At 70.2% G+C, this 15489-nt stretch carries 16 protein-coding genes; 10 read left to right on the forward strand and 6 right to left on the reverse strand.

All coding sequences use genetic code 11. The annotated features are described in order from the left end of the window. The first annotated feature begins 1 nt into the window (after position 1). From H8R02_RS11260 to H8R02_RS11270, 3 genes are read left to right on the forward strand one after another with little or no spacing between them, the layout of a single operon-like run. Positions 2 to 859: a PhzF family phenazine biosynthesis protein gene (locus H8R02_RS11260; RefSeq protein ID WP_187081485.1), complete on the forward strand. Its 858-nt coding sequence runs from the start codon at positions 2 to 4 to the stop codon at positions 857 to 859. Further along, entirely contained in the window at positions 856 to 1545 is a 690-nt protein-coding gene (locus H8R02_RS11265) for a VOC family protein (protein ID WP_187081486.1), read from the forward strand. The genes H8R02_RS11260 and H8R02_RS11265 overlap by 4 nt, the downstream gene beginning before the upstream one ends. Then, positions 1542 to 2510 (forward strand): threonine dehydratase, encoded by a 969-nt coding sequence (locus H8R02_RS11270; RefSeq protein ID WP_187081487.1) that lies wholly within the window; start codon positions 1542 to 1544, stop codon positions 2508 to 2510. The genes H8R02_RS11265 and H8R02_RS11270 overlap by 4 nt, the downstream gene beginning before the upstream one ends. A 6-nt stretch (positions 2511 to 2516) precedes the next feature. Here H8R02_RS11270 and H8R02_RS30375 read toward each other — a convergent pair whose 3' ends face one another. Continuing rightward, positions 2517 to 3026, reverse strand: a complete 510-nt coding sequence (locus H8R02_RS30375; protein WP_187081488.1) for a DUF6496 domain-containing protein — start codon at positions 3024 to 3026, stop codon at positions 2517 to 2519. Between the two features lie 151 nt (positions 3027 to 3177). Here H8R02_RS30375 and H8R02_RS11280 point away from each other — a divergent pair, with 151 nt between their 5' ends. Beyond that, positions 3178 to 3849, forward strand: a complete 672-nt coding sequence (locus tag H8R02_RS11280) for a histidine phosphatase family protein (RefSeq protein ID WP_187081489.1) — start codon at positions 3178 to 3180, stop codon at positions 3847 to 3849. On the opposite strand, the gene H8R02_RS11285 is transcribed toward H8R02_RS11280, so the two are convergent. Then, entirely contained in the window at positions 3840 to 5156 is a 1317-nt protein-coding gene (locus H8R02_RS11285) for a sensor histidine kinase N-terminal domain-containing protein (protein WP_187081490.1), read from the reverse strand. The two genes, H8R02_RS11280 and H8R02_RS11285, sit on opposite strands and share 10 nt — an antisense overlap. Then, on the reverse strand, positions 5153 to 5839 hold the full coding sequence (locus H8R02_RS11290; RefSeq protein WP_187081491.1) for a response regulator transcription factor: 687 nt from the start codon (positions 5837 to 5839) through the stop codon (positions 5153 to 5155). Before H8R02_RS11290 ends, H8R02_RS11285 begins: the two co-directional genes overlap by 4 nt. A 54-nt stretch (positions 5840 to 5893) precedes the next feature. Between H8R02_RS11290 and H8R02_RS11295 the strand changes: the two genes are divergently transcribed. The 4 genes from H8R02_RS11295 to H8R02_RS11310 all read left to right on the forward strand — a co-directional run bounded on the left by H8R02_RS11295 (position 5894) and on the right by H8R02_RS11310 (position 9055). Then, entirely contained in the window at positions 5894 to 6595 is a 702-nt protein-coding gene (locus H8R02_RS11295) for a phosphatase PAP2 family protein (RefSeq protein WP_187081492.1), read from the forward strand. Then, positions 6595 to 8226, forward strand: a complete 1632-nt coding sequence (locus H8R02_RS11300; RefSeq protein ID WP_187081493.1) for a phosphoethanolamine transferase — start codon at positions 6595 to 6597, stop codon at positions 8224 to 8226. Before H8R02_RS11295 ends, H8R02_RS11300 begins: the two co-directional genes overlap by 1 nt. A 9-nt stretch (positions 8227 to 8235) precedes the next feature. Beyond that, entirely contained in the window at positions 8236 to 8592 is a 357-nt protein-coding gene (locus tag H8R02_RS11305) for a protein disulfide isomerase family protein (protein WP_187081494.1), read from the forward strand. A 136-nt stretch (positions 8593 to 8728) separates the two neighbouring features. Continuing rightward, positions 8729 to 9055 (forward strand): KGG domain-containing protein, encoded by a 327-nt coding sequence (locus tag H8R02_RS11310; protein WP_187081495.1) that lies wholly within the window; start codon positions 8729 to 8731, stop codon positions 9053 to 9055. Between the two features lie 58 nt (positions 9056 to 9113). Here H8R02_RS11310 and H8R02_RS11315 read toward each other — a convergent pair whose 3' ends face one another. Further along, positions 9114 to 9302: a hypothetical protein gene (locus H8R02_RS11315; RefSeq protein ID WP_187081496.1), complete on the reverse strand. Its 189-nt coding sequence runs from the start codon at positions 9300 to 9302 to the stop codon at positions 9114 to 9116. 115 nt (positions 9303 to 9417) lie between these two features. Beyond that, positions 9418 to 10242 (reverse strand): creatininase family protein, encoded by an 825-nt coding sequence (locus tag H8R02_RS11320; RefSeq protein ID WP_187081497.1) that lies wholly within the window; start codon positions 10240 to 10242, stop codon positions 9418 to 9420. Positions 10243 to 10286: 44 nt separating this feature from the next. Here H8R02_RS11320 and H8R02_RS11325 point away from each other — a divergent pair, with 44 nt between their 5' ends. Together H8R02_RS11325 and H8R02_RS30780 are read left to right on the forward strand one after the other, a co-directional pair. Then, on the forward strand, positions 10287 to 11630 hold the full coding sequence (locus tag H8R02_RS11325; protein WP_187081498.1) for a TldD/PmbA family protein: 1344 nt from the start codon (positions 10287 to 10289) through the stop codon (positions 11628 to 11630). After that, entirely contained in the window at positions 11627 to 12916 is a 1290-nt protein-coding gene (locus H8R02_RS30780) for a metallopeptidase TldD-related protein (protein ID WP_187081499.1), read from the forward strand. The genes H8R02_RS11325 and H8R02_RS30780 overlap by 4 nt, the downstream gene beginning before the upstream one ends. Here H8R02_RS30780 and mdeB read toward each other — a convergent pair. After that, positions 12913 to 15459 (reverse strand): alpha-ketoglutarate dehydrogenase, encoded by a 2547-nt coding sequence (gene mdeB / locus H8R02_RS11335; protein WP_187081500.1) that lies wholly within the window; start codon positions 15457 to 15459, stop codon positions 12913 to 12915. The two genes, H8R02_RS30780 and mdeB, sit on opposite strands and share 4 nt — an antisense overlap. Between the last annotated feature and the right edge of the window lie 30 nt (positions 15460 to 15489).

Consider the following 15489-nt stretch of genomic DNA (forward strand, 5'->3'; position numbering starts at 1 on the left):
CATGAAGCAGCGCCCGTTCAAGCAAGTCGACGTCTTCACCGCCGAGGCCTACCGCGGCAACCCGCTGGCCGTGGTGCTGGACGGCAGCGGCCTGTCGGACGCGCAGATGCAGCACTTCACGAACTGGACCAACCTGTCCGAAGCCACCTTCCTGCTGCCGCCCACGCAAGCCGGTGCTGACTATCGCGTGCGCATCTTCTGCCCCGGCCGCGAGCTGCCGTTCGCCGGCCACCCCACGCTGGGCTCGTGCCACGCGTGGCTGCAAGCCGGCGGCAAGCCGAAGGGCGACTACATCGTGCAGGAGTGCGGCGTGGGCCTCGTGAAGCTCAAGCGAAGCGGGGAACGCCTCGCCTTCGCCGCGCCGCCGTTGCGCAAGAGCGGGCCGCTGGCGGAAGAAGACGTGTCCCTGATCGCACGCGGCCTCGGCATCGCGCGCGACGACATCGTGGCGCACTCGTGGTGCGACAACGGGCCCAACTGGCGCGGTGTGATGCTCAAGTCGGCCGAGCAGGTGCTCGCGCTCAAGCCCGATGCGCAAATCCTGGCCGGCCTGGACGTCGGCGTGGTCGGCCCGCGCGGCAAGGTCGGCGTGGTCGCGCCGCGCAACGACGACATCGCTTTCGAAGTGCGCGCCTTCTTCCCCGGCAACAACGGCATGGCCGAAGACCCGGTGACGGGCAGCCTGAACGCCGCGCTTGCGCAATGGCTGATCGGCGCGGGTTTGGCGCCCGAGCGCTACATCGCCAGCCAGGGCACCGCCCTCGGCCGCGCGGGGCGGGTGCACGTCGAGCGCGAGGGCGCGGACATCTGGATCGGCGGCGCGTCGGTGACGTGCGTGGACGGGACAGTACTGATATGACCGCACGCATCGACCACCTCGTCGTCGTCGCCGCGAGCCTGGAGCAAGGCGCGGCCTGGTGCCGTGAGACGCTGGGCGTCGAGCCCGGCCCGGGCGGCGAACACCCGCTGATGGGCACGCACAACCGGCTGCTGCGCATCGCCACGGTGGACTACCCGCGCGCCTACTTCGAGATCATCGCGATCCAGCCGGGCCGCGAGCCGCAGGACGGGCGCCGCCGCTGGTTCGACATGGACGACGCGCGTTTGCAGCGCGCCGTGAAGGAAGAGCCGCGCCTGGCGCACTTCGTCACGGTGGTGCCGGAGATCGCACCGGCGTTGCGGGCATGGGCCGAGCTCGGCATCGACCGCGGCCGCGCACTCAAGGCTTCGCGCATGACGCCGCGCGGCCTGCTCGAATGGCAGATCGCCGTGCGCGACGACGGCCAGCGCCTGTTCGACGGTGCGCTGCCCACGCTGATCGAGTGGGGCGCGACGCACCCGGTGCCGGGCATGCCCGAGTCGGGCGTGACGCTGCAGTCGTTCGGCGTCGCGCACCCCGAGCACAGGAAGCTCGCGACGGCCTTCGACGCGATCGGCCTGGCCGGCGTGCACGTGAAGGAAGGCGCGCCGAAGCTGTGCGCCGTGTTCGACACGCCGAAGGGCCGCGTCAAGCTCGAATCGAACCTGCTGCCGGAGGGCGCATGAACCCGATCACGCGAGAAGAAGTCGAAGCGGCGCAGCGCGTCGTCTACGCCATGATGAAGCCGACGCCGCAGTACGCGTGGCCGCTGCTGCGCGAGCGGCTGGGCATCAAGGTGTGGGTGAAGCACGAGAACCACACGCCGGCCGGGGCGTTCAAGGTGCGCGGCGGGCAGGTGTACTTCGAGGCGCTGGCGCGCACCGAGCCCGCGACGCGAGGCGTGGTCTCCGCCACGCGCGGCAACCACGGCCAGTCGGTGGGCTGGGGCGCGCGCAAGTACGGGCTGGCGGCGACCATCGTCGTGCCGCACGGCAACTCGGTGGAGAAGAACGCGGCCATGCGCGCGCTCGGTGTCGAGCTGCTGGAGCATGGCGAGGACTTCCAGGCCGCGCGGGAGTATGCGATCGCGCTTGGACAGGAGCGCGGGCTGCACATGGTGCCGTCGTTCCATCGCGACCTCGTGCGCGGCGTGATGACCTACTGGGTCGAGTTCTTCGAGAGTTTTCCGCGCGGCGAGGAGCCGGCGGTCGTGTACGTGCCGGTCGGCCAGGGCTCCGGCTTCTGCGCGGCCGCGGCGGCGCGCGCGTTCACGGGTGCGAAGAGCAAGCTCGTCGGCGTGGTCTCGGCGCATGCGACGACCTACCTCGATTCGTTCCGGGCGAAGCGCGTGGTCGAGTCGCCGGTGACGGCGGTGCTTGCCGACGGCATGGCTTGCCGCATTGCCGATGAGGAGGCGCTGGAGATCGTCCTGCGCGAGGCGGAGGACATCGTCACCGTCACCGACGACGAAGTGGCCGAGGCGATGCGCATCCTCTTTGCCGATACGCACAACGTGGCCGAAGGCGCCGGCGCCGCGGGGTTGGCCGCTGCGATCAAGGGGCGCGGGCGGTGGCCGGGCGCCACCGTCGGTTTCGCGCTGACGGGCGGCAACGTCGACACCGACGTGTTCGCCCGCGTGCTGCAGGGCTGACAGCCGCTAGGAAGACTTCTTCGCCGCGGACTTGCGGCCCGTCGATTTGCGGGCGCTGGTCTTGCGGCCGGTCGAAGACTTCTTCGCCGAGGCCGACTTGCGAGAGGTGGTGGATTTCTTCGCAGCAGTCTTGCGCGACGTGGTCGACTTCTTGGCGGCCGTCTTCCGTGAAGTCGTGGACTTCTTGGCGGCCGTCTTGCGTGAAGTCGTCGACTTCTTCGCAGCCGTCTTGCGTGACGTCGTCGACTTTTTCGCCGCACTCTTGCGCGCCGTCGTGGACTTCTTCGCCGCCGTCTTGCGCGCGCCCGACGTCTTCTTCGCAGCCGTCTTCGTGCCGCCCGAAGACTTCTTCGCAGGCACCTTGCCGCCTTCCCTGCGCGCCTCGGACAGCCCGATCGCGATGGCCTGCTTGCGGCTGGTCACCTTCTTGCCGCTGCCGCTCTTGAGGGTGCCCCGCTTGAACTCGTGCATCTCCTCTTCGACCTTGTCCGAAGCCTTCTTGCCATAGCGCGCCATCGTTTTCTCCTTGTGGTTGTCGCCGATCCGCCGATGACAACGCCATTCGCGGCCCTTGGTATGACAGACAAGGCGCCGCGTGCGTGTGAGCCTTCGGCGACAGTCGCGAGCGGGACGGACACGCCTGCTTGCGCTCGCCACAATCCGCCGCATGGGAACGCTATACATGGTGCGCCATGGCCAGGCCTCGTTCGGCGAGGCCGACTACGACAACCTGAGCGAGCTCGGCCACAAGCAGAGCGTGCGCCTGGGTGAATGGTTCGCCCGCAAGGGCATCCACTTCGACGCCTTCATCGCCGGCACGCTGCGCCGCCACAAGCAGACGCTGGAGGGCATCCTCAAGGGCATGGACCGGGCGGGCGAGCACCTCTCGTGGGAAGGCCTGAACGAATACGACAGCGAGGCCGTGATCGCCACCGTGCACCCGCACAAGCTGGAAAAGCCGACGTCGCCCGAGATGTACCGCCACCACTTCCGCCTGCTGCGCGACGGGCTCGCGCAATGGATGGCGGGCGTGGTCAGCCCCAGGGGCATGCCGTCGTACAACGACTTCGTGACCGGGGTGTCCAGCGCGCTCGACCACGTGCGCGCCAACCACTATGGCCAGAACGTGCTGGTCGTCACCAGCGGCGGGCCGATCTCGACAGCGGTGGGCTACGTGCTCGGCACCGGCGCGGAAACGACGATCGACCTGAACCTGCGCATCCGCAACACCTCGGTCACCGAGTTCGCGTTCACGCCCAAGCGCCACATGCTCGTGATGTACAACGCCATCCCGCACCTGGACGCACCCGAGTACAAGGACTGGGTCACCTACTCCTGAGGGGGGAAGGTGATGGCGTAGCGGCGCCCCGCGCCTGCGGGGTTGGTGCCCGCTTCGAAGCGCGCGCCGTGCACGGCCGCCACCTTCTCGATCACCCGCAGGCCGAGCCCCAGTCGCAGCGCCGGCGTCGCGCTGTCGGACGCGGCGTCGCTCGCGTCGTCGCACACCGCCAGTGTGCGCCGCGGCGCGTCGACCTCCACCCGCACGTGCGTGCCACGCGGCGTGTGGCTCACGGCGTTTTCCAGCAGGTTGCGCAGCGCCAGCTCCAGCAACACGGCGTGGCCCGGCACCGCCAGCGGGGCATCGGCGACGAGTTCCAGCTCATGCCCGGTGCGGTCGGCCTGCGGCGCCATCTCGGCGACGACGCGTTGCGCCAGCTCGCCGAGTGCCACCGGCTGGGCGGCCTCGGCCAGCTCGGTGCGGCTGGCACGCGCGAGCGCCAGCAGGTGCGACAGCACTTCAGCGGCACGCAGGGCATCCACTTCGAGGCGGCGCGCCAGCGCCGGCACTTCCGCGCCGTCCGCATCCTGCAGCGCACGCGCCTGCAGCGAGATGGAGGCGAGCGGCGTGCGCAGCTCGTGCGCGAACTCGCTCGCCAGCGACCGCTCGCGCTCCAGCGCCGCCTGGTAGCGCACCACGAGCTTGTCGATGGCGTCCACCGTGCCCTGCAGCTCGCGCGGCCGCGCGGCGGCGTCGAGCTGCTGGCCGCGCTCGACGTCGAGCGCATGCACCTGCTGCGAGAGCTCGTGAAGCGAGCGCAGCCCGCGGTGGATGGCAAACCCCAGCACCAGCGCCACGACCGGCAGCAGCCACAGGCTGGGCGCGATCACCTGCCCCGCAATGTCGTCGGCCAGGTCGTCGCGCTCCCGTTCCGAGAGCAGCACCATCACGCGGCGGTCGTGCGAGTCGTTCCAGCGCGAGAACGCGCGCCACGGCTGCGGCGGCTCGCCGAGCGACAGCGTCGTGAACCCTTCCGGGCTGCCGAACCCGGGTTCCGGCGCGTCGCCGCTGCGCGCCAGCACGTTGCCGCGCGGGTCCCAGATGATGACGCTCAGCGACTGCTGGTAGTCGTGGGCGCGCAGGTCGCTCGCGGTGTCCGGCAGGCGAGCGCCGCTTTCGCGCATGAAGCTGCCGTTGGCATAGGCCATGAGCAGCGCGGACGTGCTGGCGAGGTGGCCGTCCGTCAGTTCGTCGGCCTCGTGCTGCCCCGCCTGCCAGCCGGCGACCAGCAGGCTGGCCCACACGACACCGAGGCCGCCCAGCACCCAGGCGAACAGGTCGCGCGCGAGCGAGTTGCCGGGCTTCAAGGTGCAGGCTCCGCGGGGATGAAGTAGCCCACGCCGCGCACCGTGCGCACGAGCCCCTCGCCCAGCTTGCGCCGCAAGCGGTGCACGTGCACCTCGATCGCGTTGCTGTCGAGGGCACTGTCGAAGTTGTACAGGCGCGCTTCGAGCTGCGCGCGCGACAGGACGTGCGGCCGCTCCTCCAGCAAGGCGAGCAGCACGGAAAACTCGCGCGGCGAAAGCTCCACCGGGGCGCCGCCGCGCGTCACCGTGCGCGCGGCCGGGTCAATGACCAGCTCGCCGTACGCGATCGTCGGCAGCGCGCGCCCCGCCGCACGGCGGCGCAACGCGCGCATGCGCGCGGCCAGCTCGTCGGGATCGAAAGGCTTGGCGACATAGTCGTCGGCGCCGAGGTCGAGCCCGGCGATGCGCGACGCAACCTCGTCGCGCGCCGTCATGATCAGCACGGGGGTGTGCGGGTCGGGCAGCCGCCCCGCCGGCGCCGCGCGCAACTGCCGCAACAGCGTCGTGCCGTCGCCGTCCCGCAGGCCCAGGTCCAGCAGCACCATGTCGAAGGGCTCCGCCGCCAACGCGGTCCACCCGTCGCGGACGGAAGCGACGACGTCCACCGCGAGCCCCTGCTTGCGCAGGTGCGCCGCCAGCCCGCCCGCGATGCCTTCGTCGTCCTCGACCACCAGTACCCGCATGCCCCATTCTGCCGTTAAGGATGACTTAAGCCGGCCGGTGCACCATGCCGACCCATGTCTGTACCCGCGCTGAGCGCCGGCCCGACGCCCGCGGTGCGGCGCGTGGGCGCCGGCACGGTCCTCGTTGCCTGCCTCGCACTCGTCATCGGGTGGGACGTGCTCGGCCTCGACTTCGCGGTGGCGCAATGGTCCGGCGACGAATCCGGCTTCCCCCTGCGCCACCACTGGCTCCTGACCACCGTCCTGCACGACGGCGCCCGCTGGCTTTCGTGGGCGCTCGCCCTGCTGCTGTGCGTGGGCGCCTGGCGCCCCGCCGGCCCGCTCGCACGCCTGCCGGTGGCGCAGCGCCTGCAGCTGGCCGTGAGCACTCTCGTGGCGGCCGCGGCCGTGTCGCTGCTCAAGGGGTTCAGCGTGACGAGCTGCCCGTGGGACCTGCAGCAGTTCGGCGGCGTCGCGCAATATGTCTCGCACTGGTCGCAGCTGGCCGACGGCGGCGCGGGGCACTGTTTCCCGGCGGGCCATGCCTCGTCCGGGTTCGTTTTCGTCGCCGGCTGGTTCGCTTTCCGCGACAATGACCGCAGCCATGCGGCGACATGGCTGGCGGGCTCGCTGGCCGCGGGCACCCTGCTCGGCATCGCCCAGCAGCTCAGGGGCGCGCACTTCATGAGCCACACGCTCTGGACCGCCTGGATCTGCTGCGCCACCTGCTGGGCCCTGGACGGCCTGCACCGCAAATTCGCCGTCTCGGAGTTCTGATGGATCGCAAGCGCTGGGCGGTGGCGCCCGCCACCCTGGTGGTGGCCGCCTGCACGTGGCTGGCCACCGTGGGCAACCTCGCATTGTGGAGCGAGCTGCACGCGCTCGGCGCGTTGAACGGCCCTGCCGACTGGCTGCTCGCCGCCGCGCTGGCCGCCATCAGCGGCGCGCTGCTGGTCGCCCTCTCCAGCCTGTTCGCGTGGCGCGGCGTGCTCAAGCCGTGGCTCGTGTTCCTCCTCGTGGCGGCCGGCATCGGCCTGCACTACATGCTGGCCTACCACGTGGTGATCGACAGCACGATGATGGTCAACGTCGCGCAGACGGACCCGCGCGAGGTGGGCGGCCTCGTCGGGTGGGACCTCCTGTTCACGCTGGCCTGGTCAGCCCTGCTGCCGGCCTGGCTGGTGGCGCGCGCACCGCTCGGGCCGTGGCCTGGGTGGCGGCGCCAAGCCGTGCGCAACGCCTTGCTCGCCGGCGCCGCGCTCGCCGCCTGCGCGGCCTTCCTGCTCGCGCAGTTCCAGCCGCTGGCGGGCACGATGCGCAACCACAAGCAGCTGCGCTACCTGCTCAACCCGCTCAATTCGCTCTACGCCCTGGCCGAGCTGGGCACGCGCCCGCTGCGCAACCCGATCGGCCCGATGGAGCCGCTGGGTCGCGACGCGCAGGTCGCCGGTACGCGGGAGAAGCCGCCGATGCTGGTGCTGGTGCTCGGCGAGACGGCGCGCAGCGGCAACTTCTCGGTCAACGGCTACGCACGCGAGACCACGCCCCAGGTCGCGCGCGAGGACATCGCGAGCTGGCGCAACGCGTGGTCCTGCGGCACGAGCACGGCGGCGTCGCTGCCGTGCATGTTCTCGCACCTCGGGCGCACGGCGTTCGACGCGCGCCGCGCCGACAGCGAGAACCTGCTCGATGTGCTGCAGCACGCGGGGCTGGCCGTGCTGTGGGTCGACAACCAGGCCGGCTGCAAGGGCCTGTGCAAGCGCATCCCCAACGTGGCGACCACCTTCGAGAAGGACCCGGTGCTCTGCGCCGGGGGCGAGTGCCTCGACGCCATCATGCTGCAGGGGCTCGAGGCGCGCGTGAAGGCGCTGCCCGCCGAGCGCCGCGCGCGCGGCGTCGTGCTCGTGCTGCACCAGATGGGCAGCCACGGCCCGGCGTACAGCAAGCGGTCGCCACCGGAGTACAAGCGCTGGCTGCCCGAGTGCACCAGCATCAACCTGCAGGACTGCGGCCGGCAGGACGTGGTGAACGCCTACGACAACACCATCGCGTACACCGACCACGTGCTCGCCTCCACCATCCGCTGGCTCAAGGCGCAGCCCGCCTACGAGACGGCGATGGTGTACGTGTCCGACCACGGCGAGTCGCTCGGCGAGAACAACCTCTACCTGCATGGCATGCCGTACAGCATCGCGCCCGACGTGCAGAAGCGCGTGCCGTGGATCACGTGGCTGTCGCCCGCCTTCCAGGCGCGCACCGGCATCACCACCGAGTGCCTGCGCAAGCGCGCCGGTGAGCCGGTGTCGCACGACCACTACTTCCATTCGGTGCTGGGGCTGATGCAGGTGCAGACGAGCGCCTACGACGGGGCGCGCGACGCCTACGCGCCCTGCCGCGCCGCGCCTTAAACTGCGCCGATGACCGATTGGTGGGTGATCTGCCTGTGCGCCGGCTGGTGCGGCGTGTGCCGCGACTGGCGGCCCGCCTTCGAGCAGGCCGCGCGCGACAACCCCGGCCTGCGCTTCGCCTGGGTGGACGTCGAGGACGAGGCGGACCACATGGGCGACATCGACATCGAGACCTTCCCCACGCTGCTGGTCGCCCGCGCTGACGAGGCCCTGTTCCTCGGGCCCGTGCAGCCCACGGCGGCGCAGGTGACGCGCCTCGTGGCCAGCCTGCAAGCTCAGCCGCAGCCCGCGCCGGGGCTTCCCGACGACGCCCAAGGCCTCGTCAAGCGCCTCGCCGCACACGTCTTGCAGGGCGCCGCCCTGTAGGCGCGCAAGGCCGCGTCCTACAGCGGACTGCAGGCGCGCCTGACGAGCGCGAAACGCTCACCCAAGCTCAATCGATGCATGGCCCACGCAGATGCGGCCATGCAGTTCCAACCCGTTACCCAAGGAGATCCAGACCATGGCTTCCAACAACCAAGACATGCAGGGCATGCAAGGCGGCGCAAGCGGCGGCATGAAGTCCGGCAAGAGCAACCGCGGCTTCGCGTCCATGGACCCGGAGCGCCAGCGCCAGATCGCCAGCGAAGGCGGCCGCGCGGCGCACGAGAAGGGCACCGCCCACGAGTTCACGTCCGAGGAAGCCCGTGAAGCCGGCCGCAAGGGCGGCATGGCGCGCAGCGCCAACCGCAGCAAGGCGAACCAGTCCAACCAGGGCAACCAGCCCGCGGGCGGCAATTCGCTGGGCAGCAACCAGCAGGATGGCCAGGGCGAGAGCTCCAACCGCTGATAGCGCCGCGTCTGCGCGACTGAAGTTCAAAGGGCGCCGAGGCGCCCTTTTTTGTTGCTCACCACTCGCCGACCTGCCATTCGCCCGCGAGCCGAACGCGCTCGTCGAGGTCGTCGGGCGGGCTGTCCGCCGGCCACGGCGGCGACGTGCTGGCCATGCTGCGCGGCGCGCCCTCGGCAGCGTCCGCCAGCGCCCGGTCGACGGGAGGCGGCGTCTGCTTGGAGAAGTCGGGGGCTGCGAATCGCATGGTGGGCACCTGTTGCTTGCAGTCTATGCAAGCTCAGGCTTTTGTGCTGTGACCAAACTCACATCGTTCGTCTTGTGTCGCCCTGTCGCGACACAGGTATGAGGACAAACGTGAGTTATTTCGCGGGGCGATCCACCAGCGTGGACAACGGCAGCGCACTCAGCTCCTGCAGCAGCAGGGCGAGTTGCTGGGCTGCGGCGTCGAGCACCCGCCGGCCCTTGTCGGCCGTGGCGGCTGCGGCGTTGCCGGCTGCGCCTTGCGGGTTGTAGTCCTGCATGTGCCAGCCGAGCTTGGCGCTCTTGCCGTTGCCGAGGATGGGGTACTGCGCCGAGCGGTCGCGGGAGGTTGAACCGAAGTTCATCGCGGCCTTCATGTCCACGAGCCCGGCTTCGATGGCCAGGAGCAGCGACGTCTCGATCTCACCCGCGTGCACACCGAAGCGGTGCTCGTCGGCCGTGAAGAGGCCCTCGACCTCGGCGCCCAGCGGCAGGTTCCACCAGCTGCAGCCGTAGACGACCATGTTGGCCCGGGTGCGCAGCTCGCGCGCCGCGATGTCCAGCAGGCTCACCTGCCCGCCGTGGGCGTTGAAGAGCAGCAGCTTCTTCACGCCGGCCGCCGCCACGCACTCGCCGATGTGGACCCAGGTGTCGATCACGGCCGATGCGGGCAGCGTCAGCGTGCCGGCGAAGCGGGAATGCTCGGGGCTGTAGCCCACCGCCTGCGTGGGGAGCACCAGCACGGGTGCGTCGGCGGGAAGTTGCGGCAGGGCGGCGGCGAGGATCGTGTCCACGAGCAGCTGGTCGACCCGCAGCGGCAGGTGCGGGCCGTGCTGCTCGGTGGCGCCCACCGGCAGGACGGCGACCGTCTTTGCGGCGTCGATGTGCTCGAAGTCCGTCGTCTTCAGGTCACCCCAGAAGCGTGAGGGGAGTGCTCTTGCCATGGCCTGATCTTAGGCTTTAATCCTGTTTCCCTTCAGGAGACGAGATGACCTACCTCGAGACGCGCCGCCACGAGCTGCGCACGCGCCGCCTGCTGATGGTGGACGGCAACCTGATGGCCAACTCGCAGGCCGCCGAAGGCGCCACCAGCGCCCGGGTGAACGCGGGCGGCTACTGGGGCTTCGCTTCCAGCAGCGACGGCGGCGGCGAAACGCTCGCCCGCGTGACGGACCAGGCCCAGCGCAACGCCGCGGCCATGGCGCGCTTCGGCGCACGCGACACCACGCCGCTGCCCGGCGGTGCGTATACCGGCCGGCACGAGGTGACCGGCCGGCCCGGCATCAGCCAGGCCGAAGCCATCGAGCGGCTGGAGGCCGTCACGGCCTGGTGCCGCCAGCGCTACCCGCAGCTCAAGTCGGTGCGGATCATGGCGCACGAGGAGCACCACTCGAAACAGGTCGCCAACAGCCTGGGCGCCGACGCGCTGAACACCATCGGCCGCGCGGTCTGGCTGGTGGACATGGTCGCGACCGGCAAGGACGGCGCGCCGGTCGAAGTGCGCGAGATCCTGAGCACGCGCGGCACGTTCGCGGACCTCGACGTCACGCCTGAAGCGCTCGCGCCGCGGCTGGACGAACTGCACGGCCACCTGCGCGCCAAGTGCGAGGCCGTGCCGGCGCGCGGCGGCGTGCACACGGTGGTGATCGGCCCCAACATCGCCGGGGTGCTGGCGCACGAGGCGATGGGCCACCCCTGCGAAGCCGACATCGTGCGCGGCGGCGCCGTCACCCGCGAGCTCGTGGGGCAGCGCGTGGCCAGCGAGCTGGTGACGATGGTGGACGCGGCGCACACCTTCCAGGGGCGCCAGTGCCTGGTGCCGGTGTACTGCGACGACGAGGGCACGCCCGCGCGCGATGCGGTGATCATCAAGGACGGCGTGCTGATGGAATTCATGAGCAACCGCGAAGCGGCGGCGCAGATGGGCATCCCGGCCACCGGCAACGCACGTGCCTACGCACCCTCGGACGAGCCGCTGATCCGCATGCGCAACACCTTCTTCGTGCCCGGCACGAGCAAGCTCGAGGACATGATCGCCGGCGTGGACGACGGCTACCTGATGCTGCACCGGGGCAATGGGCAGGCGGACACCACCACCGAGTTCATGTTCGGGATCACGCTCGGGTATGAAATCAAGAACGGGAAGGTCGGCCGCGCGATCCGCGACACCACCGTGTCGGGCTCCGCGATCAAGGTGCTGCAAAGCACGGACGCCGTCTCCGACGACATGTACTGGGCCACGGCCGGTTATTGCGGCAAGAAACAGCCGATGGTGGTGTCGATGGGCGGGCCCGCCATGCGCGTGAAGATGCACGTCGGGGGCCAGGCGTGAGCGCGGGCGGGCAGTTGCAGTCGATCGCGGCGCATGCACTGGAAGCCATGCGTAGCGCAGGGTTCGAGCACGCGCAGGCGCACGCGAGCCTCACGTCGCTGACCGAGCTGAATTTCAACGACAACGAGCCGTCGCTGCTGCGCAGCACCGAGGCGGGCAAGCTGGCGCTGCTGGGCATCGTGGACGGGCGGATGGCGAGCACCGAGCTGGCCGACCTGTCGCCCGAGGCGGTCGCCGCGCGCGTGAAGTCGCTGTTCGCCGATGCGAAGTCCGCGCCGCAGGACGAGGGCAACGCGGTCTCGTCCGGCCAGCGCGCCGCCTTCGAGCGCGGGCCGAAGGAAGCGAACAACGAGGCGCTGGTCGCCGCGGTGTCCGGCCTGCTCGACTACCGCCAGCAAGCCACGCCGAAGTTCACATTGGCCGAGGGCGCCGCGGCGCACCGCTACCGCCGCTTCCACCTGCTCACCACCGGCGGCAGCGAGATCCGCGGCGGCTGCGGCTGGTACGAGCTGGGCATGCTGGGCTCGGCGCGCGAGGGCGCGAAGGCCAGTTCCATCAGCTATGGCGGCGGCTTCACGCAGGACCTGGGCGCCGCGCCCGCGCACGAGCACTTCGGCCTGGGCGCGTTGATGCACGAGACCGAGCGGCAGGTGCACACGCAGCTGCTCGGCGACAAGTTCGTGGGGGACGTCGTGTTCCAGCCCGGCGCCGTGGCCGACCTGGTGAACTGGCTCGTGGGGCAGCTGTCGGACACCGCGCTGATCGCGGGAACGTCGCTCTTCAAGGCCAAGATCGGCGAAGCGATTGCCGCCCCGCTCTTCACGCTGCGCGGCCGCTTCGATGCGCCGGGTGTGTTGCCGCTGTCCGCCGATGGCTTCGTCGCGCGGCCGGTCACTGTCGTGGAAGGCGGCACCTTGCGCACGGCGCTGCCGACGCTCTACGGCAGCCGCAAGACGGGCCTCGCGCACGTGCCCACGCCCGGCGGCGGTTGGGAAATCGAGCCCGGCGATGCCCCGGTGGCCGACATGGTGGCCGGCGTGGAGCGCGGCGCGATCGTCGGGCGCCTGTCGATGGGCATGCCCGCTTCGAACGGCGACTTCTCGGCGGTGATCAAGAACAGCTTTCTCGTGCGCGGCGGCGAAGCCGGGCCGGCGCTCGCGGAAACGATGATCACCGGCAACATGGCGCAGGTGCTGCGCAGCATCGTTGCCGTCAGCCGCGAGACACGCGACGGCGAGGGCTGGCGCCTGCCGTGGCTGCGCGTCGCGGGGCTGCACTTCTCCTAGGCGAGCGATTCGCGGGCGGCGCGAGCAATGTTCGCGGCGTCGACGCCGAAGTACTCGCGCAATGCCGCGCGCGTGTCGCTGCGGCCGAAGCCGTCGGTGCCGAGCGTGGCGTAGCGGCGCGATGCGGGCACGTGCTGCCGGATGCTCTCGGGCACGAGTCGCACATAGTCCGTCGCGGCAACGATCGGGCCGTGCGTCGCACCGAGCAGCTGCGCCGTGTACTCACCGTCGCGCGCGAGCTCGCTCCAGCTCGTCACGCTCACCACCTCGCTCGCGATGCCCTCACCGGCCAGCACTTCGGCCGCCTTGATCACCTCGGTGAGGATCGCACCCGAACCCATCAGCGTGATGCGCGGCTCGCCCTTGCCGTAGCGGCCAAAGCTGTAGCCGCCGCGGATCACCCCCTCGCGCGCCGACTCGGGCAAGTCCGGGTTGGCGTAGTTCTCGTTCATCAGCGTGATGTAGTAGAAGACGTCGCGCTGCTCCACCAGCATCTCGCGCATGCCATGGTCCACGATGGCCGCCATCTCGCCCGCGAACGCCGGGTCGTAGGCCTTGCAGTTCGGGATGGTCGCTGCGACAAGGTGCGAAGTGCCGTCCTGGTGCTGCAGGCCTTCGCCGCCCAGCGTCGTGCGCCCGGACGTCGCGCCGAGCAGGAACCCGCGCGCCCGCTGGTCCGCCGCGGCCCAGATCGCGTCGCCCACGCGCTGGAAGCCGAACATCGAGTAATAGATATAGAAGGGCAGCATCGGCAGGCCGTGCACGCTGTAGCTGGTGGCCGCGGCGGTCCAGCTGGCGATGGCGCCCGCTTCGCTGATGCCTTCTTCCAGGATCTGGCCGTCGAGCGCCTCGCGGTACGACAGCACCGAGCCGATGTCCTCCGGCTCGTAGCGCTGCCCCACGCTGGAATAGATGCCGACCTGCTTGAACAGGTTGGCCATGCCGAAGGTGCGCGCCTCATCCGCGACGATCGGCACGATGCGCGGGCCGAGCTCCTTGTCTTTCAGAAGGTTGCCCAGCAGGCGCACGAACGCCATCGTGGTCGACATCTCCTTGCCCGCTGCACGCGTGGCGAACTCGGCGTAGGTGGAGATCGCCGGCACCGGCACCACGGGCGCCTCGGTGCGGCGCTGCGGCATGTAGCCACCGAGCTTGGCGCGCCGCTCGTGCAGGTAGCGCATCTCGGGGCTGTCGTCCGCCGGCTTGAAGAACGAGAGGCTCTTGGCCTGCTCGTCGGAGATCGGCAGGTTGAAGCGGTTGCGGAACTCCACGAGCGCCGAGTCGTCCAGCTTCTTCTGGCTGTGCGTGGTCATGCGGCCCTGGCCTGCCGCACCCATGCCGTAACCCTTCTTCGTGTGCGCGAGGATCACGGTGGGTTCGCCGCGATGCATCGCAGCTGCCTGGTAGGCCGCGTGAATTTTCACGAGGTCGTGGCCGCCGCGCTTCAGGCGGTCGATCTGCTCGTCCGTCATGCCCTGCGCAAGCGCGGCGAGCTCCTCGTTCTGGCCGAAGAAGTTGTCGCGGTTGAAGCGGCCGTCCTTGGCGGCGAACGTCTGCATCTGGCCGTCGACCGTGTGCGCGAATGCGTTCACGAGCGCGCCGTTCGTGTCGCGGGCGAACAGGCCGTCCCAGTCGCTGCCCCACAGCAGCTTGATCACGTTCCACCCCGCGCCGCGGAACAGCTTCTCCAGCTCGTCGACGATCTTGCCGTTGCCGCGCACCGGCCCGTCGAGCCGCTGGAGGTTGCAGTTGACCACCCACACGAGGTTGTCCAGCTTCTCGCGCGAGGCGAGCGTGAGCGCGCTCATGCTCTCGGGCTCGTCCATCTCGCCGTCGCCGAACACGCCCCACACCTTGCGGTTGCCGCAGTCGAGCAGCTGGCGGTGTGTGAGGTAACGCATGAATCGCGCGTGGTAGATCGAGCTGATCGGGCCGATGCCCATCGAGCCGGTGGGGAACTGCCAGAAGTCCGGCATCAGCCACGGGTGCGGATACGACGAGAGCCCGCGAGCGCCTTGCTTGGGGCCGGCGATCTCCTGGCGGTAGTGCGCGAGATCCGCTTCACCGAGCCGGCCTTCGAGGAACGCGCGTGCGTAGACACCCGGCGCGCTGTGCGGCTGGAAGAACACGAGGTCGCGCGTGTGGAAGAAGTGGTTGAAGCCGACTTCGAACAGGTCGGCCGCGCTCGCATAGCTCGCGATGTGGCCACCCAGCTCGCCGTACGCCGTGTTCGCGCGCACGACCATCGCCAGTGCGTTCCAGCGCATCAGCGATGCGAGCTTCTCCTCGATCGCAAGGTCACCCGGGAAGCGCGGCTGGCGTTCCACCGACACCGAGTTGACGTAAGGCGTGACGAGCTCCGGCGACCAGCCGACCATGGGGCTGCGCGCCAGGATTGCGAGCTGGTCGAGGATGAAGCGCGCGCGTGCCGGGCCTTCGTTGGCGACCAGCGCGAGGAAGGCTTCGCGCCATTCGGCTGTTTCCATCGGATCGGCGTCGCCGTTTTCGTCGCGCAGGTAGCGGGTGAGGCTGTGGTCGGTCATTCCGACACTCTAGGCTTCGCGCGGTGGAAT

Origin of the sequence: Ramlibacter albus, from assembly GCF_014297445.1 — a bacterium.
GTDB classification, from domain to species: Bacteria; Pseudomonadota; Gammaproteobacteria; order Burkholderiales; family Burkholderiaceae_C; genus Ramlibacter; species Ramlibacter albus.

Excerpts from the sequence above, each read along its gene's own strand:
- H8R02_RS11260 (WP_187081485.1), top strand. The coding sequence starts at position 2 with ATGAAGCAGCGCCCGTTCAAGCAAGTCGACGTCTTCACCGCCGAGGCC.
- H8R02_RS11265 (WP_187081486.1), top strand. The coding sequence starts at position 856 with ATGACCGCACGCATCGACCACCTCGTCGTCGTCGCCGCGAGCCTGGAG.
- H8R02_RS11270 (WP_187081487.1), top strand. The coding sequence starts at position 1,542 with ATGAACCCGATCACGCGAGAAGAAGTCGAAGCGGCGCAGCGCGTCGTC.
- H8R02_RS30375 (WP_187081488.1), bottom strand. The coding sequence starts at position 3,026 with ATGGCGCGCTATGGCAAGAAGGCTTCGGACAAGGTCGAAGAGGAGATG.
- H8R02_RS11280 (WP_187081489.1), top strand. The coding sequence starts at position 3,178 with ATGGGAACGCTATACATGGTGCGCCATGGCCAGGCCTCGTTCGGCGAG.
- H8R02_RS11290 (WP_187081491.1), bottom strand. The coding sequence starts at position 5,839 with ATGCGGGTACTGGTGGTCGAGGACGACGAAGGCATCGCGGGCGGGCTG.
- H8R02_RS11295 (WP_187081492.1), top strand. The coding sequence starts at position 5,894 with ATGTCTGTACCCGCGCTGAGCGCCGGCCCGACGCCCGCGGTGCGGCGC.
- H8R02_RS11300 (WP_187081493.1), top strand. The coding sequence starts at position 6,595 with ATGGATCGCAAGCGCTGGGCGGTGGCGCCCGCCACCCTGGTGGTGGCC.
- H8R02_RS11305 (WP_187081494.1), top strand. The coding sequence starts at position 8,236 with ATGACCGATTGGTGGGTGATCTGCCTGTGCGCCGGCTGGTGCGGCGTG.
- H8R02_RS11310 (WP_187081495.1), top strand. The coding sequence starts at position 8,729 with ATGGCTTCCAACAACCAAGACATGCAGGGCATGCAAGGCGGCGCAAGC.
- H8R02_RS11315 (WP_187081496.1), bottom strand. The coding sequence starts at position 9,302 with ATGCGATTCGCAGCCCCCGACTTCTCCAAGCAGACGCCGCCTCCCGTC.
- H8R02_RS11320 (WP_187081497.1), bottom strand. The coding sequence starts at position 10,242 with ATGGCAAGAGCACTCCCCTCACGCTTCTGGGGTGACCTGAAGACGACG.
- H8R02_RS11325 (WP_187081498.1), top strand. The coding sequence starts at position 10,287 with ATGACCTACCTCGAGACGCGCCGCCACGAGCTGCGCACGCGCCGCCTG.
- mdeB (WP_187081500.1), bottom strand. The coding sequence starts at position 15,459 with ATGACCGACCACAGCCTCACCCGCTACCTGCGCGACGAAAACGGCGAC.